This is a genomic window from Salmonella sp. K21076, from assembly GCF_039650795.1.
Classification (GTDB): Bacteria; Pseudomonadota; Gammaproteobacteria; order Enterobacterales; family Enterobacteriaceae; genus Salmonella; species Salmonella enterica.
Genome location: NZ_JBCLYA010000051.1, coordinates 254,141 through 275,735, shown reverse-complemented (window position 1 = coordinate 275,735; position 21,595 = coordinate 254,141). Strand labels below are relative to the sequence as shown.

At 37.0% G+C, this 21,595-nt stretch carries 20 protein-coding genes; 4 read left to right on the top strand and 16 right to left on the bottom strand.

What is annotated here, in order from left to right:
• Positions 1–148 precede the first annotated feature (148 nt).
• On the top strand, positions 149–2,125 hold the full coding sequence (locus tag AAYN39_RS22085; protein WP_001038193.1) for a site-specific DNA-methyltransferase: 1,977 nt from the start codon (positions 149–151) through the stop codon (positions 2,123–2,125).
• 9 nt (positions 2,126–2,134) lie between these two features.
• Positions 2,135–5,095: a DEAD/DEAH box helicase family protein gene (locus tag AAYN39_RS22080; RefSeq protein ID WP_000766114.1), complete on the top strand. Its 2,961-nt coding sequence runs from the start codon at positions 2,135–2,137 to the stop codon at positions 5,093–5,095.
• 367 nt (positions 5,096–5,462) lie between these two features.
• On the opposite strand, the gene pilV is transcribed toward AAYN39_RS22080, so the two are convergent.
• From pilV to AAYN39_RS22050, 6 genes are all read right to left on the bottom strand, one after another.
• Positions 5,463–6,884, bottom strand: a complete 1,422-nt coding sequence (pilV, locus tag AAYN39_RS22075) for a shufflon system plasmid conjugative transfer pilus tip adhesin PilV (RefSeq protein ID WP_100501997.1) — start codon at positions 6,882–6,884, stop codon at positions 5,463–5,465.
• A 21-nt stretch (positions 6,885–6,905) separates the two neighbouring features.
• Positions 6,906–7,220: a hypothetical protein gene (locus AAYN39_RS22070; protein ID WP_001019842.1), complete on the bottom strand. Its 315-nt coding sequence runs from the start codon at positions 7,218–7,220 to the stop codon at positions 6,906–6,908.
• A gap of 516 nt (positions 7,221–7,736) precedes the next feature.
• The gene (locus tag AAYN39_RS22065) at positions 7,737–9,161 is read right to left on the bottom strand and encodes a hypothetical protein (RefSeq protein WP_000744514.1); all 1,425 of its coding nucleotides are present in this window, start codon (positions 9,159–9,161) and stop codon (positions 7,737–7,739) included.
• A gap of 311 nt (positions 9,162–9,472) precedes the next feature.
• Positions 9,473–9,796, bottom strand: a complete 324-nt coding sequence (locus AAYN39_RS22060) for a conjugal transfer protein TraD (RefSeq protein WP_001280266.1) — start codon at positions 9,794–9,796, stop codon at positions 9,473–9,475.
• Between the two features lie 83 nt (positions 9,797–9,879).
• Positions 9,880–10,395 carry a hypothetical protein gene (locus AAYN39_RS22055; RefSeq protein WP_000734387.1) on the bottom strand — a complete coding sequence of 172 codons (516 nt, stop codon included), beginning with the start codon at positions 10,393–10,395 and terminating at the stop codon, positions 9,880–9,882.
• A 46-nt stretch (positions 10,396–10,441) separates the two neighbouring features.
• The gene (locus tag AAYN39_RS22050; RefSeq protein WP_000444413.1) at positions 10,442–10,951 is read right to left on the bottom strand and encodes a hypothetical protein; all 510 of its coding nucleotides are present in this window, start codon (positions 10,949–10,951) and stop codon (positions 10,442–10,444) included.
• Between the two features lie 1,656 nt (positions 10,952–12,607).
• Here AAYN39_RS22050 and mobQ point away from each other — a divergent pair.
• Entirely contained in the window at positions 12,608–14,119 is a 1,512-nt protein-coding gene (gene mobQ, locus AAYN39_RS22045; RefSeq protein ID WP_000964109.1) for a MobQ family relaxase, read from the top strand.
• Positions 14,120–14,194: 75 nt separating this feature from the next.
• Here the strand turns inward: mobQ and AAYN39_RS22040 are convergent, their stop codons facing one another.
• Positions 14,195–14,839, bottom strand: coding sequence for a hypothetical protein (locus AAYN39_RS22040; protein ID WP_001042532.1), 645 nt, complete (start codon positions 14,837–14,839; stop codon positions 14,195–14,197).
• Between the two features lie 792 nt (positions 14,840–15,631).
• On the opposite strand from AAYN39_RS22040, the gene AAYN39_RS22035 reads away from it, so the two are divergent.
• Positions 15,632–15,925 (top strand): hypothetical protein, encoded by a 294-nt coding sequence (locus tag AAYN39_RS22035; RefSeq protein WP_000129503.1) that lies wholly within the window; start codon positions 15,632–15,634, stop codon positions 15,923–15,925.
• A gap of 96 nt (positions 15,926–16,021) precedes the next feature.
• Here the strand turns inward: AAYN39_RS22035 and AAYN39_RS22030 are convergent, their stop codons facing one another.
• The 9 genes from AAYN39_RS22030 to AAYN39_RS21990 all read right to left on the bottom strand — a co-directional run bounded on the left by AAYN39_RS22030 (position 16,022) and on the right by AAYN39_RS21990 (position 21,579).
• The gene (locus AAYN39_RS22030; protein ID WP_001000809.1) at positions 16,022–16,417 is read right to left on the bottom strand and encodes a hypothetical protein; all 396 of its coding nucleotides are present in this window, start codon (positions 16,415–16,417) and stop codon (positions 16,022–16,024) included.
• A gap of 112 nt (positions 16,418–16,529) precedes the next feature.
• A complete protein-coding gene (locus AAYN39_RS22025; RefSeq protein WP_000034418.1) occupies positions 16,530–16,823 on the bottom strand; it encodes a hypothetical protein in 294 nt (97 codons plus the stop codon).
• 85 nt (positions 16,824–16,908) lie between these two features.
• The gene (locus tag AAYN39_RS22020) at positions 16,909–17,196 is read right to left on the bottom strand and encodes a hypothetical protein (protein ID WP_001291071.1); all 288 of its coding nucleotides are present in this window, start codon (positions 17,194–17,196) and stop codon (positions 16,909–16,911) included.
• A gap of 16 nt (positions 17,197–17,212) precedes the next feature.
• On the bottom strand, positions 17,213–17,599 hold the full coding sequence (locus AAYN39_RS22015; protein ID WP_015606140.1) for a hypothetical protein: 387 nt from the start codon (positions 17,597–17,599) through the stop codon (positions 17,213–17,215).
• Positions 17,600–17,613: 14 nt separating this feature from the next.
• Positions 17,614–17,925, bottom strand: coding sequence for a hypothetical protein (locus tag AAYN39_RS22010; RefSeq protein ID WP_000837630.1), 312 nt, complete (start codon positions 17,923–17,925; stop codon positions 17,614–17,616).
• A gap of 29 nt (positions 17,926–17,954) precedes the next feature.
• The gene (locus AAYN39_RS22005; RefSeq protein WP_000250489.1) at positions 17,955–18,170 is read right to left on the bottom strand and encodes an AlpA family transcriptional regulator; all 216 of its coding nucleotides are present in this window, start codon (positions 18,168–18,170) and stop codon (positions 17,955–17,957) included.
• 186 nt (positions 18,171–18,356) lie between these two features.
• Positions 18,357–19,220: a DUF6387 family protein gene (locus tag AAYN39_RS22000; protein ID WP_001515479.1), complete on the bottom strand. Its 864-nt coding sequence runs from the start codon at positions 19,218–19,220 to the stop codon at positions 18,357–18,359.
• 536 nt (positions 19,221–19,756) lie between these two features.
• Positions 19,757–20,035, bottom strand: a complete 279-nt coding sequence (locus AAYN39_RS21995; RefSeq protein WP_000600594.1) for a hypothetical protein — start codon at positions 20,033–20,035, stop codon at positions 19,757–19,759.
• An 89-nt stretch (positions 20,036–20,124) separates the two neighbouring features.
• Positions 20,125–21,579, bottom strand: coding sequence for an AMP nucleosidase (locus tag AAYN39_RS21990; RefSeq protein WP_000428186.1), 1,455 nt, complete (start codon positions 21,577–21,579; stop codon positions 20,125–20,127).
• Positions 21,580–21,595 lie beyond the last annotated feature (16 nt).

Sequence of the window (21,595 nt, the reverse complement as noted above, 5' to 3'; positions counted from 1 at the left end):
CTAACACGAGGACAGAACATTCAATAAAAGCATTAACATAATGATTTAAAAAGAAATCTGTAGCACGCTGTTCATTGATGAAATGCACTCTTTACCGTAAAATATCCCCCATCACACAGTAACCTGATACAGATACGTGGAATGGTCAATGAACAAACTTTCGCCTGAAATGCCCGAACTGCAATCAATGAATATCACTGCTGATAACATCACCAAGCTTAAATCATTGTTTCCTGAAGCCTTTAATGAAAACGGCATTGATTTTGACGTTTTAAAACAGCTTTTGGGTGAAAATGTAGACGAAAAAGAAGAACGCTATGGCCTGAACTGGCATGGTAAGCGTCAGGCTCGTCAGCTTGCTCTTACCCCTTCCCGTGGCACCTTACGCCCATGTAAAGATGAAAGCGTTGATTGGGATAACACCAAGAACCTCATGATCGAGGGTGATAACCTTGAAGTGTTAAAGCTTCTTCAAAAAAGCTACACTGGAAAAGTTAAGCTTATATATATTGATCCTCCTTACAACACCGGGAAAGATTTTGTTTATCCTGATAACTTCCAAGATAATATGAAAAATTATCTTGAAATCACAGGGCAAACAGAAGAAGGTGTCCGGGTAAGTACAAATGCAGAAACCAGTGGTCGTTATCATACCGATTGGTTGAATATGATGTACCCCCGTATAAAATTAGCCAGAAACTTACTTTCTGACTCTGGCTTTATTTTTATTTCAATCGACGAACATGAAGTCCATAACTTATGTAGTTTATGTTTTGAGATATTTGGAGAAGAGAATTTTATAGCTCTTATAGCTAATACAAACAATCCTAAAGGTCGCTCTGATGATAAATTCATAGCAACTGCTCATGAATATATACTTGTAATGACAAAAAATATAACCCATGCTAAAACTTATGGGTTTGAACCTGATGATAAAATCCTAAAAAGATATAATAAGATTGATGAAGCAGGTGAAGTCTTTCGTGATATGGATTTACGTAAAACAGGTGATGCGGACCGAAGACAAGATCGACCTGATATGTTTTATTATTTCTACTATGATGAAGTAAAAAACAAATTATCTGTCTCTAAAGATCAAAAAAATGATGGTCTTATCGAAATAAAACCTATTCGAGATGATGGTACGGATGGCCGATGGAGATGGGGATTTGATACAGCAAAAACAAAAATCGAGAGTGTATACGCTAAATTTATGCCTACTAAAAAAATGTGGGGCATCATGGAGAAAGACTATCTATCCAAAAGGGATGCGGTAAAAGCCACCTCCTCATGGACACATAGAGACGTAAATAGTGAAAGAGGAAGTGAACAATTTATTGAAATTGGATTCGACAAAGAAGTTTTTTCTAGACCAAAACCTTTAGGCACTCTTCTTCGCATAATAGAAATAGCTACTTACCCTAATGAGGAATGCATAGCACTTGATTTTTTTGGCGGTTCAGGAACTTTTGGTCACGCTGTTTTCACAGCCAATGCAATTAAGAATAGGAAAATCAAATTTGTGATTGCGCAACTACCAGAATTAGTTGACGAAAACACTAAGGAACAAGCCATTGCAGCAGCTTTTTTGAAGAAGCATGGAATGTCTTTAAAAATATCAGAAATCACAAAAGAGCGCCTACGCCGTGCAGGTAAAAAGGTTCGTGAAGATAATCCTGACTGGAATGGTGATGTTGGTTTTCGTGTTTTCAAACTCGATACATCTAATATCCGTCCGTGGGAAGCCACAGCAGAAACCCTTTCAGAACAGATTGATGCCTATGTAAGCCCAATCCTTGAAGGCCGTAATGAAGAAGATCTGCTCACAGAGTTGATGCTCAAACGTGGCATTGACCTGAGTGTAAACATTGAAACCCGTCAGTTTGATGGATTAACCGTTTCTTGTGTTGACGGTGGCAAATTGTTTACCTGCTTTGCTAAACAAATCCCTGCATCTTCAGTAGAAGAACTGACCAAGGGGATCATCGACTGGTATAAGAGTTTAAAAGCTGGCAAAGATACGGTCTGCTATTTCCTTGATGACGCATTTGAAAATAACGTTGCTAAAACAAATCTTTGCGCCATTCTGGAACAACATGGCCTGACTAACCTGCACAGCCTGTAAGGGAATGAGATGAAACTACATTTTGAATCTGACCTTACCTATCAGCAAAACGCCATAACATCGGTCTGTGATTTGTTTGAAGGGCAAGAGAAATGGGAAAGCGAAATGACTGTGCTGGCCCCAGCTCAGGGTGCACTCTCATTTGAAGGCGCAACAGGTTCAATGCCTGTTAACCCACAAATACCCGAAGATGATGTACTGCTTAAAAATCTGAACAATGTTCAGTTAAAAAACCAGCTTCCACCTTCACCTGTGCTCGACAGCCATGATTTTACTGTCGAAATGGAAACAGGGACAGGTAAAACGTATGTTTATCTTCGCACCATGCTGGAGCTGAATAAACGCTATGGCATGAGTAAATTTATTATTGTGGTTCCTTCAGTTGCTATCAAGGAAGGCGTTTATAAAACACTACAAATAACTGAAGAACATTTTAAAAGCCTGTTTGCGGGAGTTCCATACGAATACTATCTGTATGATTCGGCAAAACCTGCGGATGTTCGAAATTTTGCAACCAGTTCTGTTATGCAGATCATGGTAATGACTGTGGGTGCGATTAACAAAAAAGATGTTAACAAGCTCTATCAGTCCAGTGAAAAAACAACTGTGGACGATCTGGATAAGCCCATTGATTTAATCCGTGCTACACGTCCAATTATTATTGTCGATGAACCGCAAAGTGTTGATGGTGGCTTGAACGGTGCGGGTAAAACCGCACTTGATGCTATGCACCCCATGTTCACCTTACGCTATTCAGCAACACATGTTCATAAACATCATATGGTGTACCGCCTTGACGCCATTGATGCTTACAACCAAAAACTGGTCAAACAGATCGAGGTTGCCGGGCTTGAAGTCCAAAATGCAAGTAATAGCCCCTATGTAAAACTGGTCAGTATTAACAATAAGAAGAATAGCATTAGTGCGACTGTTATTGTTGATATAGCCGATAAAAAAGGGAACGTAAATCGTTCAGAGATTACCGTATATGACGGTATGACACTCGATGACGAAACAGGACGTGATATTTATCAGGGTTACCGGATAAGCGAGATCCGAACTGGCAAAGAGGGTTATCTTACACTGGAAACACCTTCTGATACCTACTATATGAAAGTCGGTGATGTCGTGGGGGATATTGACCCTATGCTCATCCAGCGTCATATGATCAGACGTACAATCCGTGAACATCTGGATAAAGAACTTCGCCTGAATACTCAGCAAATCAAGGTTCTTACCCTGTTTTTCATTGATAAGGTTGATTTATATCGTCAGACCAATGAAGAAGGAGTACGTGAACCGGGTGAATATGCCCGTATCTTTGAAGAAGAATATCTTAAAGCAATCAAAAGCCCTGCCTATAAAGATTTACTTCCTTCTCATCCAGAACATGCCAAAGATGTTCATGATGGTTATTTCTCCATTGATAAAAAAGGTGCATGGGCTGAAACAAGCGAAAGCAATAATACAGGCCGTGAAAATGCTGAGCGTGGTTATAATCTCATTATGAAAAATAAAGAGAAGCTTTTGAGTTTCTCGAATCCAGTGAGGTTTATTTTTTCGCACTCTGCTTTGAAAGAAGGCTGGGATAACCCCAATGTATTCCAGATCTGTAGCCTCCGAGAGATGGGAAGTGAACGAGAACGTCGTCAAACATTAGGCCGTGGTCTTCGCCTGTGTGTTAACCAAGAGGGTGAACGTGTTCGTGATGACAGCATTAACATTCTGACAGTCGTTGCCAGTGAAAATTATGAAGCCTACGCTGAACGATTACAGTCTGAAATTGAGAGCGAAACAGGCATACGTTTTGGTGTGATTGAAAAAGATGCGTTCGCCCATCTTATCTTCGCTGATTCCTCACAAGGTTTAGGTATTTCCGGTTCACATGATATCTGGTCTGAACTTCAGACTGAAGGTTATATTGAAAAATCGGGAAAAATTACCAAAACCCTGAAAAAAGAATTATTCGAAAACACTTTTGTTGTTAGTGAGAAGTATGCCTCACTACAGGAACAAATTGAAACTATCCTGCGTAAATCAGCAGGGCGACTCAATATAAACAATGCTGATGAACGTAAAACAATCAAATACCGGAAAGAAGTCTTAAACAGCCCGGAATTCGAAGCGTTATGGCAGCGCATTTGTCAAAAAACGCTGTATCGGCTAGCATTTGATGAAGAAGAATTGATCAAATCCTGTACGAAATCACTTTCTGAAATGCAGCCTGTAGCAAAAGCAATGGTCAGTTTCAGCAAAGCAACAATCAAACAAAGTCAATCTGGCCTTGATGTTAAAGCTCTGTCTAATGGAACAACAAGCTCTGTAGTTGATGTTGCAGAGCAGCCATTGCCAGATATTCTTGGTGTTCTACAGGAAAAAACCGGACTGACAAGACGCAGTTTAAGCACCATCCTGAAAGAGAGTGGAAGACTCGCTGATTTTGCTAAAAATCCACAGCAGTTTATCAGTGAAGCTATAGGCCGAATCAACTACTGCAAACGCCTGTCAATTGTTGATGGTATTAAATATTATCCACTAAAAGGAGAGGTGTATGCGCAAAGTCTCTTTATGGATAAAGAGCTAACAGGATATGCCCGTAATCTTTTTGAAACCTCGTCTAAGTCAGTTTACGAATACGTTCCTAAAGATTCTGAAGTCGAAAGCCGTTTCGCTCAGGAACTCGAAGAACAGGATGAAGTTAAGCTTTATGTGAAGCTGCCGGGATGGTTTAAAATCCCGACGCCACTGGGAACCTACAATCCTGACTGGGCGTTAGTTATTGAAGACAATGGTGAAGAACATATTTACTTTGTTGTAGAGACAAAAAGTAAACACATTGGTCTTGGTCATGAAGAAGATGCGAAGATAGCCTGTGGAACTGCGCATTTTAGTGCTTTAAAAGCAGAAAAAATCAATGCAGCAAAATATGTTCGAGCCACAGCCATTACAGAAATAATGAGCAGCCTTTAAATTATATAAAATGGCCTTTTAGGAGGCCATTTTATAATTCACAAAATAAAAATCTAAAAAAACACATTTCAGCATTTTTTCTTCCGTAAGTAGGAGCAGCTATGGTAACCCCATTCTCTGAAAATATTTATGAATATGGGATTTAATATTTATGAAACAATTTCCAGATTATTTCTCTATAGTTTGAGATTATAAAATTATATACTTCACTTTTTTATTTTAATATCCACTCTTTTTAATGTTATATAATAGAATAACCAACACTCCATATGTAATATAAAATTACCATGTCAGTCTTTTAAAAGAAAAAAGAAAAGATCTGGGATTTTTCCATTCAATCGAACGTGACGCGGAGTAATTATGGGATTTAGTTTATGCATACAGCCTCACATTGTGTTGAATAAACTGTCTGAAAAAGCCAATTATTTCCATTTTTTATTATTTCACAGCTAATATATGGAGTGTTATTCCCTTTATAAAATTTTACATTACTTAAAGAGCATACACTATGAACTCCCATATTAAGTTGATGTTTTGGAGGCTTTAAACTGTATGTTGATATTTTTAAATTAGCATCTATAGTTTCCCATACACCATTAACACAAGATAAAATTTTCCCTTCTGCTGTTCTTCCTTGTAATCCATTAGATTGACATTCTTTGCCAACCTCAGCCTGTCCGTTCAATTGAACAAATTCACCCACCGTAGCGCGTCCTGTGGATTCTAATGTAGCGCCTTTGACGTTTTGGGATGATTCTATGTTTCCAGAGGCTGTAATGTTTCTAAGAGAGCTAATATCAGTCTGAACCCTCATATTTCCATCAATATCTAATATAACATCATTTCCGCGACTAGACGTTGGTGAATGTATCGTTAGTGGATGGTTAGATAGCATTTTTATTTCATAATCTCGACCTAAACCTCCAGAATATCCATCTCCACCAAAACCTATAGCGTCCCCATATCCATTCTTAGCCCACATCCAATTACCGGCTGAGATATTACCGTCCGCATCAATTTTTCCAGTAGCCTTAATGTTTCTTGCCTGTACGTCACCTGTCGTCGTAATGTTGCCAGTGGCATTAAGTGCGGCGACATTGTTGATATTGTGTCCGTCAAGATTTAGATCGCCAGTCATGGGCAAGGTTCCATCCCGTCTTAAATATACAGAATATAACGCACTATTAAAACCAACTCTAAATGCTAACTGTCCAGCGGATGTAATATTATTAAAATTAGCAGACGTTTCTGACCATTGACCACTATGCCCAGAAGCAATAGATGTTGTTTTAGTCATACCGCTATCTATACCTGCTGTTTGCATGGCTTTCCCTAATAAATCATAACGTGTTTTTCCGCCTTCAATCCATGCCGTCGATGTCGTTATAAGACCATTAATAACATAGTTAGGTGAAGTTCCATCTCGTTTTAATATGATTTTATACGAGGATTTATTAGCATTAGTGCCTGTGTAGGTTGAAAGTAGCAAACCTTCGTTAATCAATGTCTGGTAAGTAATTTCACATACTGAACCTGAACAGGTTCTTGGACCCGGATCGGTTCCTGTTCCGGCAGCATTGGATAAGGTTGATAATTTATCATAACGGATATTTATATAGCCATTAACTGCTTCACCGATCTGTTTCATTTGTTGACCGACAGCAGAAGCCATTATACTCTCCTGTTCATTTTTCATATCCTGAAACTTCATAAAAGCCACCATCGTCCCAACACCTAAAACAAGAGTTAACTCTAATAAAGAGAATCCTTTTTTAATTTTCATTTTCATCGCCATTTTTATATTCACGTATTAATTAATTATCAAATAACAAACAAAAATCAAGATGGAAGAAGAACTATATATAGAAGAATAAATACCAATAGATGAATAAAAAGGCCCCTTTAAATAAGGAGCCAAAAATGATTTGATAAAAACTTTTTCAAAGCGCTCAACAAACGATTGATAACCTTTATGAAAATAATCAACACCTTCATTATTTAATAAATCCAATGCTGTTTTTTCTCTTAACTTTTCTATTTTAACATTAAAACCTTCAACATTAGATCTGATATGCTTATACCATTTACAGGCTTTTTCGTAATCATTATCGTCAAAAATATTCATCTTATCTCCTTTGTAACTATTTAACATTCCTTATTATAATCGCTATTATTTGTCAAATGATTATTATCTTTAACGACACATTTAGTACCAAAAACATTCCAGACTCAAAATATTAAGATATAGTTGTCTAGCCTTACAATATCATGATGAATAACTCACTTACATTTCATGATAACCCACCCGAAAGGTGGTGGCTCAGAAATTTTTTCACTTTTCTTAGACAAATATATTTCCTGATTATCCTCAAGAACCGGGTAATTTCTCATTTCATCAACAGTTAAAATTTAAGCGACTAATGCAGCAAAATATGTTCGAGCCACAGCCATTACAGAAATAATGAGCAACCTTTAAATTATATAAACTGGCCTTTTAGGAGGCCAGTTTATAACTCACAAAATTAAAATATAAAAAATACACATTTCAGCTTTTTTTCTTCCGTGAGTAAGAGTAGCTATGGTAATCCCATCCTCAGAAAATCTTTTATGAATATGGGATTTAACTTTTAACCTTTTTTAATTAGGATAAAGGACAGCAATAGATATCAACATGTTCGTCATCAACATCTTCTGCCCATCCCCACATTTTAGATCCTGTCATAATATATCCTGCTGGACAAATTATAGGTTTTTCATGAAGTTGCCCACTGTATTCTCCAAAGTATGAAAAAGCATTAGCCGGGGAAAACCATTTACATTGACTATTATTTATTTGAACCGATCCGGTCCATACACCATTAACACAAGATAAAATTTTCCCTTTTGCTGTTCTTCCTTGTAATCCATTAGATTGACACACTTTTCCAACCTCAGCCTGTCCGTTCAATTGAACAAACTCACCCACCGTAGCGCGTCCAGTGGATTCTAATGTAGCGCCTTTGACATTTTGGGCGGCCTCTATGTTTCCAGAGGCAGTGATATTTCCAGTGGTGCCATTTAATTTAACACCAACTGAATCCCCAGAAGGACTTAATATGTTTATATTCCCACGAAATTTATAAGTTAACAATGCAGAATTAACGCTTGGAAAAAAAACAACAGATGTTCTTTTTTGAGATTCAAACATAAAATTATGATTTCCAGTGCCATCGCCTCCAATTTTTATTGATGCATCTTCATCTTTGCTTTTAGCAATCAAATATCTTCCTGATGAAATATCACCGTCAGCATCAACTTTTCCTGTAGCTTTAATATTTCTTGCCTGTAGGTCGCTTGTCGTCGTAATATTTCCTGTAGCATTGATATTAGCGATATTGTTAATATTATGTCCGTCAAGATTTAGATCGCCAGTCATGGGCAAGGTTCCATCCCGTCTTAAATATACAGAATATAACGCACTATTAAAACCAACTCTAAATGCTAATTGTCCAGTGGATGTGATATTATTAAAATTAGCAGACGTTTCTGTCCATTGACCACTATACCCAGAAGCAATAGATGTTGTTTTAGTCATACCGCTATCTATACCTGCTGTTTGCATGGCATTCCCTAATAAATCATAACGTGTTTTACCGCCTTCAATCCATGCCGTCGATGTCGTTATAAGACCATTAATAACATAGTTAGGAGCAGTTCCATCACGTTTTAATAGTATTTTATATGGAGATTTTTTAACGTTTATACCAGTGTAAGCTGTTGGTAATAATCCTTCATTGATTAATGTTTGATACGTTATTTCACAACCTGAACCATTACAAGTACGGGGACCCGGATCGCTTGACTGACTACTGCTTGACGTCAGCGTAGAAAGCTTGTCATATCTGATATTGATATAGCCATTTACCGCCTCACCTATCTGCTTCATCTGTTGACCAACAGCCTTAGCCATAACATTTTCTTGTTCAGTTTTCATATCCTGAAAACGCATAAAAGCCATCATACTACCGACACCCAGCACCAAAATGAGTTCAAGTAATGAGAACCCTTTTTTATTTTGTTTTTTCATTTTCATCGCCATTTTTATATTCACGTATTAATTAATTATCAAATAACAAACAAAAATCAAGATACAGATAAAAACAAATCCCCAGCCATATTAAAATTAAGCTAGAGATTTGTCAGGACGTGAAATATATAAACCTAAAATTATATTTTTATGATTTTATAGATGAAAGAATCTGATTATATAAGATTATGAGATTTTAAATAAATAGATATATCATCATAAATAGAATGTCAAATCTTTTAATGAAAGTTAACGATAATTATCTGTTGGAACTTTTCCTAAAATACTTGTCAAATAGTTTATATGCATTATCAAGTTTTCCTTCCTTTCATGCTCGCCAGAAATAACATTCCGCTTCTTTTAAATCTTTCTTTATCATCTGGATGTAGGTGAGGTATCTCTAGTAGCATACCTAAAACAAGATCCTTATCCACCGTAAAAACATCACAATCAAGAGCCTTGGCAACTTCAGCCCCTAAAATTATTTTCTGACGTGTTTCTATCTGTTTAGCTTCTTTCTTAGACTTATATTGCAAACGATTTAAACGCATCTGAGCAGATGCTAATTGCTGCTCCAGTGTCTTTTTTATTCGTGGTTTCTTTCTGGTTTGCTCTTTATCTGAAATATCACTCATTTTCTATCCTCTTATAGTTCCATGATACATATATATTTCTTATATATATGTTAGTCAATGAGGATATTTGAAAAATTGGATTATTATTTCTTTTTATACGATGGGAGCTTTTCTTTTAACATATTAAAGCAGTTGATAACATTCTCATGCTCTACTGAAAAATGATCTATACTCCTTTTCAGAAGATCATTGGCAACATCAACGATAAATTGACTTCTTTCACTATGATTATAGACAGTAAATACATCAGCTATCCAATGATAGCAGCAAAGCGTCAACAAAATACAATAGTCTTGATATTCTTTAATACCTGATAAAAAAGTATATCCGTTATAATCTACTTGCCTTGTTCTTCTATAATATTGTCTAAGCGTGGGTTTCATTATTATTAAATTGTTTTTAACTATATCATAGTGAATGTCATCCTGAACGTAGTCGTTTTTAAGAAAGAAGTTATTGCTATGAACATATAATGCATAGGCAATTGTTTCAGTACAGATTCCATATTCCTCGCATAAAGCCTTTGAGACAACAGGATTGTTTTCTATATATCTTATAAACTCACTTTCTTTCAATTTTTTTGTTTTCAATTTTTTCATGTATTACCTCTTATAAAAAATTATAATATCATCATTAATGAATACTTTAACGACGAAATGGCACTGGTTTTCTCCATTCAAACTCTGCCTCAAACCTTTCTTTATTTCTTTCATTTTTGATCTGACAAGATATACGATTGTTGAGGATCTTTTTTCGAGCAATTTTTAAAACTTCTTTCATTTCACATTTTACAAGCTTTCTACCTTTAATTTTCATTTCTTCATATATGGCATTATTGATAAAATCTCTTTCTTTAGCTGATAGTATCTTTAATCTTCCTTGCTCATCCGCATTATTTGAAATGGTATTAATTGTTTCATCTTCTTTTTCTTCCATATCAACTCTACTCTTCTTTTGTTTTTTTGATTTTTGCTCTTTTCTAATCGAGCGGACTTGATCACGAGCAATAAATTTGACAGTTTGTTTTTCTTTTTTATTTAGTGCTTTACCTTTTAACTTAGCGGCTTCTTCCAGAAAATCATCTATTATCTTTTTTTCATTCTCAGTAAGATTTTGTATCCATCCCATTCTTAGTTTTTTTGTTTTACTTTCCATATCATTACCTTTTTATTTATATTTTTTAATTAATACAATTAAAAAACAAAAAACTCAAATTAATCCATGCACCATATTTAATTTATAAGCCTACTTATCTTTCGTTAGTGCCTTGATGAAATGGCACCTACCTACTGATATTTTTAAAATTATTTTTTTGTACTAGTAGTACTAGAATTTTATTAGATTAGGTTCTGGGGTTTTAGATAGCGACTTTCAGTCGTAGTAGTTTTCCGTCAGGAAAACTTAGTTTTTCTGCAAGCTTCACCCCCCTAACCCCCCGTAAAAAAATACTATTGTAATATTTTTTTTAGGTTCGCAGGTTGGCGATTCTCACCGTAGCTATTGAGTTCCAGCACGTTTCCATTACTGGGACACCCCATCGGACTCCTACGGATACATCATGATCATTTAAAGCATTTTCTCGTTTTACTAAAGAAAATTATACTACCGCTTTATAGATTTTAGATGAACGCTTCAAGTTGGTGGCTACCGACTTCCCCCCGTTTATATGCCACCTACAATAACCTAAGAACAAAACAGTTTTTAACACATGATGTCCAAAGATTCTTAGACCTGATACACAGGTTTAACGTTATTGCTTTTGAAGACTAAAATGTTTTTGGAAATGGTATTTGAAAGGCTTGTAAAAAGTTGAGATTTAGATTTGACAAATATGAAAAGATTATTTAATACTTTATTATATTTGTAATCACGTTATTCCTCTAACTGATTACAAGGCTTCAAAAGTCGGCAAAACTTTTTTAGTCCTTAAAAAGTCAACTTTGAAAGTTGGCTTTTTTTGTATCTTTATTTTATTTACAACACAACATTTTACTTGTCAAATAAAACAACCTAACTTTATTAAAAATAAAAAAGACCAGACAAACTTAAATATATTTCGTCAAAAAACACATTTAACATATGATCTCATGGATTTTTATTTTATTTTTACTGTTTAATCAGCAATAACTAAAATGGTTATGATACAAAAGGTGATAACAAAAATGGTGTTTACAAGACTCTGCACAAAAATGCAACAAGCTCTATATGTAATCATGCAACATATACAATCAAAATCATTAACCTAAATCATCTAATATTCCCCACGTTACTTGACTCTCTTTCCTTATGGTTTATTTTTCACCCTTTGCTTTTTCACTCTTATTTTAAGTCCGAACCTACACCATCCATTTTTTTAAAAAAACTGTCGTTATAAGTCTGTTTTAGTGCATTTGGCTTTTCCCGCCTTACGGCGGGAGGGAAATTAACTCTTTTGCCCTTACGGGCGCTCTCTAAAACCATAATCATTAAGATTCGTGTAATACCTCAGCCGTTCATCCGAATCTAGCCCCGTTAATTTCACAGACATTAAAACTAGCGTTATTATTTAACTATAGAAAAGCTTTATACATTGTCGTTATTTTTAGCTCCTTTAGGAGATATAAAAATAAAGCAATGCCCACCTATACACTGCTACGCAGTGTGTGGGGTCTACCGACGGTTGCCTGCCGCAGGCTAACACCGTTTCCTTCGGAAACAAGGTCAACGTCAACACCAGAGTTTTTCTTGCGAAAAACTAAAACCAGCATAGTCGCATTGGAGAGTTATATTTTAGTTTGATATTTAAACTTATATTGAGGTTGTTTTTATTGTATGGCTATTTTTCATCTTGATTTTAAAATTGTGAAACGTTCAGAAGGCAGGTCTTCCGTTGCGAAGGCTGCCTATCATGCTCGTACAAGGATAACAGATGAAAGAACAGGTGATACCTATGATTATAGTCGCCGTACTGATTTGTACGGGCATTTCATATTAGCTCCAGCTAACGCACCAGAACACATCGTAAAAGACTCTACAGCATTGTGGAATGAAGTGGAAAAAGTTGAGCGCCAGAACAATGGTCAAACATCCCGTTATTTCGATGTTGCTATTCCCACCGAGTTAAACAATGACGACAAGAAAAAACTTGTCCTTGAGTATTGTCAGAAAAATTTCGTTGATAAAGGCATGATTGCCGACATCGCTTTTCATGATCTTGATAGCGACAACCCACATGCTCACGTTATGTTGACGTTAAAAGCCATAGGCCCGGAAGGTTTTGGTAAAAAAGAAAGAAGCTGGAACGACAGAAAAATGTCTGTGTTGTGGCGTGAGTCATGGGCATCTATGGCTAACAGCTATCTCGAAGCCGCAGGTTCATCAGAACGTATTGACCATCGTTCCCTTCAGGCCCAGCATGAAGAGGCATTAGAAAAAGCGGCGGCTGCTCTGGACAATGAAGAACAAGCGCTATGGCTTGCTAAAGCCGCTGAAACAAACCGCCCTGCAATGAAACGTATCCATAGTGCCAAATGGCGCAGTAAAGCTGCTCAAGAGCAAAGAGCCGCAGAACAGGCTGTTCGTGATGCTGCCAAGCAAGAAGCCGTTGAAGTCTACAAAACATTCAGCGAACTTGATCTTGAAATCGTCGTTGATGTCAGAAGCTTTACGATTACACATCTTGCTGAACCAGAAGAAATTGTTTTACCAGAAACGCGATCCAGCTCTTCTACAAATGAAGAACAAAGACCTTTACTGGTAGCACCAGCTCCTGATACTCGTTTGCGTGGAGTCAAATCTTACCGTGATAAAACAAAAGTCAGTAAGGTTGTTGCTTGTATTCCGCCATCAATCAGTATTTCTGATTCTGGTACAAATACTATTCTGAAAACATCCACCTCTCAAAACCCAAACAGGGCATCCAGAAGCGCCCCTGACCATGAAAGAAAGGATAAGACTACTCCACGTCAGGATAATATTTTCAAACGTTTCACAACTCTTGTCATAGATTTCTTCAAAGAAAAATTTGTATGGCCTAGATCAAGCAGAGTTAAGCATGATCCTGTCAGTACAGAACATGATAAACGTATTGCTGAAAACTATGTCTTTGATGAAGTATTAGGTCATCATGTTTCTCGTGCTGAATATGAGAAACAAGCTAAGTTTAACAGTGATACTTACAAACCAACACCTGATGAGATTCGACGTTTCCCAAGCCGTCCTAAGCACGAACGAGTCAATGCAGATAATAACATGGATTTTATACCGACTGTTTCAACAATAAATGATAAAAATCATACTCCTCGTTTAAGGCCACCTACACGCCGTGGCCTAGATAAACTATAGAATAACTTATATTGCTGTTATGCAATTAGTAACACAATTTTGTTTATTCATATTAATAAGATCGCATCTGCATAATCATTTAATAGCCTCTATATATTTTATGAAATCATTTTCCCATCCTTTTATTCTGATTGTTTTAGGGTGAGGCGCTCTAATCGTATATTCTGGGAGGTCTGGATGGTATAATCTTACGAAATGTTTTTCTGGCAATCCATTTATGTTTTCAAACATTAAATCTTCATATAAAGACGTTAGTCGATAATCATATTTATGATTTGTGAAGAAAACACATATATCAGGAGTAAGAATATTAATTTCCTCCTTTAATATATAATCAAACGATGATATATCTCTAGCTAGCTCGGTATAATCTGGTGATCCGCAATCAACATCAAACCGATTCAGATTTGACCATGCAATTGCATATGGTTCAATACCAAGCGCTCGCTCTACTTTCCTTATGATATTCCAGAATGGACTGCTATAATATGATACGCCAAAATCGAACTCCTCATATGTTTCAAGCTGTTCATTAATATCGGGAGAGTTGCACCATCCATAGGTTTCCTGTCCTATAACCATCAATTTATTATGCTGATGAAAATAATTTTTTAGCTTTAAAAGGAGGGGGCCATGTAAGTTATTATCTGAATGTTTTTCACGGTAATTATTTAATGCGTTAATGTTGTTGACATATAGCATATTAAGTCTTTTATTCATATTCTTTCCATTTTTAACTAATATCATAATAACATAAATAGTTATTATGATATTATTCGATTTGTAGACAGTCAACCTCTTTTTATAATAGGGTTATTATTTTTTATTTCATCATGGTTACAATAATCACATTCATTTATACTGCTAAAATAATATGAGCATGTATTTTTAAAACATTCTTCCTGAAAATTCCATCTACTACTTACACACGGCTATGCCCTAATACTGAATCAATTATTTCGTTTTAGCGTATAACTTATATGGTAAATTTAAATTTTCTAGTTTCGTTATAGATTATTTCCTTATGATAATTGATAATGATCACATCTTGAAATGTAGCATGTTATTTACAACCTATGATATTTGATCTTAAACGTATAATAAAACTATATTTTCAGCAGCAGCGCTTAGTGATTATTCCTAACAATCACTAAGCTGAGATATAAATTCAAGAGAGGAAACCAATGCAATAAAAAGTAAAACTGCCTCCTAAAGCATCTATGATTAGTTGTTCTCATCTTCACTAACTGAATAATGAAGAAAAAAATGCTCTCAGGCCAGTTATAGCTAAAAAACAAGTACCGACTTCCGGGAGTTAAAGTCCCGAATCCCGGTACTTAAGTTGATAGCTATTTTTCAAATAAACATGTAAATCATTCTTATATAATCCAGCATTGAAAGCTTCAAAATACCATTGAACGTTATTTTGAAAGAACATTTAAATTTGACACTTTGAACCAATCCCTTAAAATAAAATATATACACAATCCACTAAAAATAAGAGGAGTCAACATGACAGACCATATAAAAAAAGAACCGGAAGATGAAACAATTATTGATAGTGCTAAAATTTACGATGCGCTTAGAAAAAATTATTTTGATAGATGCTTCCTTTCTTCTTACTTAGATGAAAAAATAGATGATAACTTACATCCTTTCAGTGACGAAGCATATAATAAAATGAAGTCCTTGCATGATGAAAGAGATAATCTTAATTTTAAAAACAAAATGAAAGAGATTAAAAGGAATTTATCTACATCACAAAAAAAAGAAGTCGAAAAAATAATGAAAAACAAAATAAAATAATTTTTTAAATATCCAGCCATGAAAAACACTTTCTCCGATGAGATAAAGATCATGACTACTTTCTTTATCTGAATATATAGAAGCCTACATTGACTTCTATATCCCATTAAACCTATTAAATATTTTTAACTTCCAATATTCAGAACCTTCCTCTTTCTCTCGAAGATTGGCCTCAAGATTCTTCATGATTAGCGCTTTTACTCCTTGGTTATGTGCTGCCATTACTTTGTTAAAGAGTTCTTTTTCATCTATATCTTCCCGTTTTACTTTTTCTGTTCCATTCACTTTTTTGTAGTAATCGAAATCATCGAATAGATTGTTTATTTGTATTTTAAGTGCCTGTCCCACACACTTTTCATTTTCAATGATCATTACCGCTTCATTATGAAATCCATATGCTATTTCGTATATGAAATCGCAATATAATGATAAGACCGTGCAAATGGCAAAAAACATTGATTCATTTTTTTCGTATAATACCACATCATTCATATCATATTCCTCTTGTAATCGATGTACAGCCCCATTACGGGGCCACATAATCTAAATCAGTGAGTAGATAACAACTCTGCCCATGATTTCTTAATCTATTTTTATTTTGATATTATTTACAAAACTCCCATGAATGCCGGACCAGACGTTCCGCTACCTCTTCAAAGTTTACTTCTTCAAGCTTTCCTTCCAGACATTCACATTGGATAATGATGTAAAAATTTTTACTGATATGCTCAATAACATTGCCGATGAAAACACACATAAAATCCGCATCATATACCAAGTATGAGACATTATCAGAGGCCATATCCTGCATAACCTTCCAACTAGCCTCAAACGAACGCTCTGCAATATTATAAAACGTTTCTGTAGATACACTTTTAATTTCAAAAATTTTACTCATGGTTACGCCTCACTATTAAATGATATTTGTTTTCTTTTTTTTCGCCCCATGAATGAGGCTAAAAATGATTTATTAAATAACCTTTTTATCTTCGTTTGTGATTAACACGTAATGTTATCAACACCACCTCCTTATCAACCATTTTTACTGAATGCCCTTGTTCAAAGTACTCCCATCTGACTACCTTTTTAAAAGATGCGCTTGCATTTTTGATACAATCCTTATAAATACTATCCATGAATGCATCATCCTCCATTAACATCTCTGCTTCATCGGGTCGGACTTCCTTAAGCGTATTCATTTTGATTTCATAAAACAAACCTGCCATATGCATAAATACTTTTTGAGATTCTTTTATCAGTTTTTCACTCATTTCATTACCTCTTATTTTATATTACAGTCTGTTTATTTGCGCTGATTTCTATTCTTTTGTAATAAAGAAGATAATCATCACCATTAAAGCATTTAATCAAAAACTCATGATAACTACTTAGTATGGTTTTAACCTCTGGAACTGATATGTATTTAATCTTTATCTCTTCAGCACTTTCAAACCATTCCTGTAGCGTGAGATTAATAATATCCATTATGAATATCTCCCTGTAAAATCCATCCTTCATTTTTTTCAGAAATTCATCATCACTTAGATTAAAGTATAAGTAATGTATTAACTCGTTATAGGTATTTACAACATCAGTAGCAAAGTTTGCTGTCTCAGCATTACTTGCGGATATTTTAACGGGTATTTCATTCCAGCCTAAACATTTTTCGTTCATATTCACCTCTCTCATTAATAGTTAGTACGATACGCAGAATAAATAACTCTCAGATTCCTTCTCACCTCATCCAAGAACAGATGATATTCTTTCCCTTTATTATCTTTCATTGATTCAGCAAACTCTCGTTTTGTTCGCTCGATCACTTTTCCAATCACTTCTTCAATATAAAGCCGGTCTTTAAAATGACGCTCGTAATCATTTCCCATACAATCAATCATGACCTGAAGATGTTTTCTAAAGTTATTTATTGCCATTTCCATAAATACTTCTGTCTCATCATTCGTAACAGTCACCACACAAGGCAGTACGTTTTTACTTTTCATCTTAACCTCTCATTATTTAATAAACTTTTTTAGATATGATTGCGAGAATCAGAAATGATTTTGTAAATCCATTCATCAATCTCACTTTCAATAAATGCTATAGAGCGCAATCCGGTTTTTACTTGCTTAGGAAATTTACCCGCTCTTATTAAGGTATATATCCACGTTTTACCAAACCCTGTTCTTCTTTTTACTTCTGGCAAACGAATCAGTTTCGGATGTTTATCTGTTTTGTTTTGAACCATATTATCTCCTGTTTTTTTTACGTAATATCTTGGATATTTCGTTTTTTAGTATGTTGTTCGATGGAGATAATTCTAGGATTTTGGCTGGTTCTAAACTAGGGATGTTCACCAACCGTGAGTTTCGCGGAAATTTTTGGAGGGATACGCTTTTTAGGGATGTTCGCAGGTTGTGAACATCCCTTGTGTTTACTTTTTGTTTTTATCCGAGGATTTATCGTTAAGTGTTATCACATCAACGATACCCCAATCCTTCAACATATTGTTTTTAATATAGAAATCATTTAAAACCTTGAAGTACTCATCGTTATCAAGATAACTTTTCGCGTAATCATAATCAGTATCTTTGATGTTCTCACTACTTCTGACCCCATTATTACCATGCAGGATGTCAGCTAAAATGGTGAAAGGTATGTTCTTACCTTCGTTGTAGAGCTGTTCCCATGAGATCAAATCCATCAAAGGGATGACTTTGTAATCAAGTATTCTTTCAAAGGTCTTATGACCAAACCTAAATTTTCGTTTCGGGGGTTTAGGCGTTTTCAGGTGCTTTTGCCATAGAGCAATCAGTACTTTCAGATGTTCTGCGAGATCGTCACTGCTGGCTTCTTCCAAGTCAATTTCAATCAGCATCTTGTTAGCAGGGTTCATGCCTCCTTGTTTCAGATACTCAGAGATGTAGTCGGAACTCACTGCAACAGGGTCTGTTTGCTCTGAAGTCTCCAGCCGATACATAGCCCGCCCATAGTTGAACAATTGAACTCTGGTCATTGGTCTTACAGCATAGCTATGCGACAGTCTGTGATTGTCTGAAATCCAGTCTGATTTAAGTATCACATCACCACATCGGATTGTGGCATCATGGTATATCGCTTGCATTTGATTATCTTTGCCTGCTGTTTCCCATTGTTGTCTTGTTTTGTAAGCCAACATCCGTCTTTCAAGCTCTGCATAGATTTGTTCTAAGGTGAGGTCTTTAAGGCCATCATATCGGCGTACATCAAACCAAGATAACGCTGCCCTGATTTCTTCCATTTCCTTTTGTGTAGTCATTGTTCTACCGATTGCTTTTGTGTTTCCTAAACGTTAGCCCATTCAACATGATAGAGAAAGTGGAAAAGAGGAGCGGGTTTTCAAAATGGTGTGAGCACAGTAAGTGACCTTGGAGGTCAGTGCTTTCACCTTGACTAAACATGATTTATTTAATAAAAAATAACCAATTGTTTTTCATCATTTATTTTAAAAAAAATAACGACAACATCATGTTGATAATGAAAGCAAATTTAGATACGTATAGTCAGATGATTATGGCAACAACCAATTGTTTTTAATTGACATTTTAACCACAAGAAAACAATAATGATGGTAAATATGTTGGTAAAAATATGGCTAAGTTTAACAAAAGCAGTAATAACAGGAGATGTAGATGAAGTTCGAGTCCAGTCAGAGGAGCCAAATTTCTGTTTTCAGGCGTACTTATAAGTCCCTATTTAATTAGGTTTCAATAAGTTAGCGTGAAAACCTTTACCGATGCGTATCTGGTTTTACCTGCGCATCCGGTGAAATTGGTGGTCTGATTTGGGGCCATTTCAGTTCGATAATGGCGTGACCACCCTATATCCCTGTCCAACGCGAAAATCCTCAGTATCAAGCCTTCTGATAATCCCTTTAAGCTGATCGATTCTCACGGTCGGTATCTGCTTGTTAATCCGGGCTTGTGGGTCCAGGCGCTCAAGGAGCGTGAAGTGCGGCGCAATGTTTTCGCCTTCCGGCGCGTTTCCTGACGTAGACGCGATTATCGGCGACAGATCTCCGGCGATGGTGATGAAGCCGCGGCACAATAAGGCCTTAGCGGGATGCAGAATCACCTCCCGCTAAGGCTTCATTCAACCACTTTCCATATCACATAAATATGCCTCTTCCGCTCCTGCCCAACAGCAGGCGACAGCCCATTTCGTTAGCGAAACGGCGGCTCATTAAACGTGCGTAATTTACGTGAGTGCAAACGATCACCTTCTGCGCGTAGTAAATCAATAGCACGAATACCAATTTGCAAATGTTCTGAAATAGCCCCCTCATAAAACCGGTTTGCCTGCCCGGGCAGTTTAATTTCACCGTGTAAAGGTTTGTCAGAAACACAAAGCAGCGTGCCGTAAGGCACGCGGAAGCGATAGCCCTGGGCTGCAATCGTCGCGCTCTCCATATCAATCGCGACCGCACGGCTAAGGTTGAATCGCAGCGCAGATGCGGAATAACGAAGCTCCCAGTTACGGTCATCCGTGGTGACGACCGTTCCCGTGCGCAGTCGCTGTTTCACCTCTTCGCCGGGCATTCCGCTAACCGCTTTGGTAGCGTCGTACAGCGCACGCTGTACTTCCGCAATGCTTGGAATCGGAATATCAGGCGGCAGAACAGCATCCAGCACATGATCATCGCGTAAGTAGGCATGGGCCAGCACATAATCACCAATCGCCTGACTTTCTCGTAACCCTCCACAGTGCCCAATCATAAGCCAGACGTCAGGCCGCAGCACGGCCAAATGGTCGCAAATCGTTTTAGCATTTGAAGGGCCGACACCGATATTTACCAGCGTAATCCCCTGCCCATCTGCCGTTACCAGGTGCCAGGCAGGCATCTGATGCTTCTTCCAGGCCAGATCGGAAATAGCCTCTTCCGGCGCTTCCGTTTCTGCCGTGATCCAAATTCCGCCGGCACAGGAAAGCGCGATATAGGGACTGTCAGGATCAAGAATTTGGCTGCATCCCCAGCGCACAAACTCATCGACATAGCGGGTGTAGTTGGTAAACAAAACGAAGGGCTGAAAATGTTCAACCGGCGTACCGGTATAGTGCCGTAACCGGGCCAACGAGAAGTCAACACGACGCGCGTCGAAGTGCGATAACGGATAGAATTCGCCGGGGTGGAACAGACCGTCTGCCGTCTCATCGCCAATCTGCGCCAGTTCTGTGGTAGGAAAATGGCGCGTTAGCCCGGCGCTCATAGAACGATCCAGCGTCAGAGCCGAGCCATCGATCACATAAGGATACGGGATCTCATGGTGCGAGGCCTCTATCGCAATATGCGCGCCATAATCATGGTAAACGAGGTTAAGCTGTTCCAGAAGATAAGCGCGAAATAGCGCAGGCCGCGTAACGGTAGTGGTATAACAGCCGGGATGAGTAAAGCGTCCAAAAGCGCGTGTTTTAGGCGGGTTCGGTGTCGCGCCATCCCAGCTTACAGACAGCGAAGGATAAACAAACAGTCCGTTAAGCCTGGCATGGGGATCGGGCAGCGTGCCGTTATCAACATAGTCAGCGATGGCTTCACGGAGCGCGTTAACCGACTGCTCGTACAGCTCCTCCAGGCGATCCAGCGCCTGCTCGGGTGTCAGGTTTGTGCCTTTATTTTCCATATTATTCTCCTTAGCG

What these genes read in the sequence shown, in the direction of transcription:
- pilV (WP_100501997.1), bottom strand. Translation starts at nt 6,884, where the DNA reads ATGAAAATGAAAATTAAAAAAGGATTCTCTTTATTAGAGTTAACTCTT.
- AAYN39_RS22080 (WP_000766114.1), top strand. Translation starts at nt 2,135, where the DNA reads ATGAAACTACATTTTGAATCTGACCTTACCTATCAGCAAAACGCCATA.
- AAYN39_RS22010 (WP_000837630.1), bottom strand. Translation starts at nt 17,925, where the DNA reads ATGAAAAGTAAAAACGTACTGCCTTGTGTGGTGACTGTTACGAATGAT.
- AAYN39_RS22050 (WP_000444413.1), bottom strand. Translation starts at nt 10,951, where the DNA reads ATGGAAAGTAAAACAAAAAAACTAAGAATGGGATGGATACAAAATCTT.
- AAYN39_RS22070 (WP_001019842.1), bottom strand. Translation starts at nt 7,220, where the DNA reads ATGAATATTTTTGACGATAATGATTACGAAAAAGCCTGTAAATGGTAT.
- AAYN39_RS22040 (WP_001042532.1), bottom strand. Translation starts at nt 14,839, where the DNA reads ATGAATAAAAGACTTAATATGCTATATGTCAACAACATTAACGCATTA.
- AAYN39_RS22020 (WP_001291071.1), bottom strand. Translation starts at nt 17,196, where the DNA reads ATGAGTGAAAAACTGATAAAAGAATCTCAAAAAGTATTTATGCATATG.
- AAYN39_RS22005 (WP_000250489.1), bottom strand. Translation starts at nt 18,170, where the DNA reads ATGGTTCAAAACAAAACAGATAAACATCCGAAACTGATTCGTTTGCCA.
- AAYN39_RS22000 (WP_001515479.1), bottom strand. Translation starts at nt 19,220, where the DNA reads ATGACTACACAAAAGGAAATGGAAGAAATCAGGGCAGCGTTATCTTGG.
- AAYN39_RS22015 (WP_015606140.1), bottom strand. Translation starts at nt 17,599, where the DNA reads ATGAACGAAAAATGTTTAGGCTGGAATGAAATACCCGTTAAAATATCC.
- AAYN39_RS22025 (WP_000034418.1), bottom strand. Translation starts at nt 16,823, where the DNA reads ATGAGTAAAATTTTTGAAATTAAAAGTGTATCTACAGAAACGTTTTAT.
- AAYN39_RS22065 (WP_000744514.1), bottom strand. Translation starts at nt 9,161, where the DNA reads ATGAAAAAACAAAATAAAAAAGGGTTCTCATTACTTGAACTCATTTTG.
- AAYN39_RS22060 (WP_001280266.1), bottom strand. Translation starts at nt 9,796, where the DNA reads ATGAGTGATATTTCAGATAAAGAGCAAACCAGAAAGAAACCACGAATA.
- AAYN39_RS22030 (WP_001000809.1), bottom strand. Translation starts at nt 16,417, where the DNA reads ATGAATGATGTGGTATTATACGAAAAAAATGAATCAATGTTTTTTGCC.
- AAYN39_RS22085 (WP_001038193.1), top strand. Translation starts at nt 149, where the DNA reads ATGAACAAACTTTCGCCTGAAATGCCCGAACTGCAATCAATGAATATC.
- AAYN39_RS21990 (WP_000428186.1), bottom strand. Translation starts at nt 21,579, where the DNA reads ATGGAAAATAAAGGCACAAACCTGACACCCGAGCAGGCGCTGGATCGC.
- AAYN39_RS22035 (WP_000129503.1), top strand. Translation starts at nt 15,632, where the DNA reads ATGACAGACCATATAAAAAAAGAACCGGAAGATGAAACAATTATTGAT.
- AAYN39_RS22055 (WP_000734387.1), bottom strand. Translation starts at nt 10,395, where the DNA reads ATGAAAAAATTGAAAACAAAAAAATTGAAAGAAAGTGAGTTTATAAGA.
- mobQ (WP_000964109.1), top strand. Translation starts at nt 12,608, where the DNA reads ATGGCTATTTTTCATCTTGATTTTAAAATTGTGAAACGTTCAGAAGGC.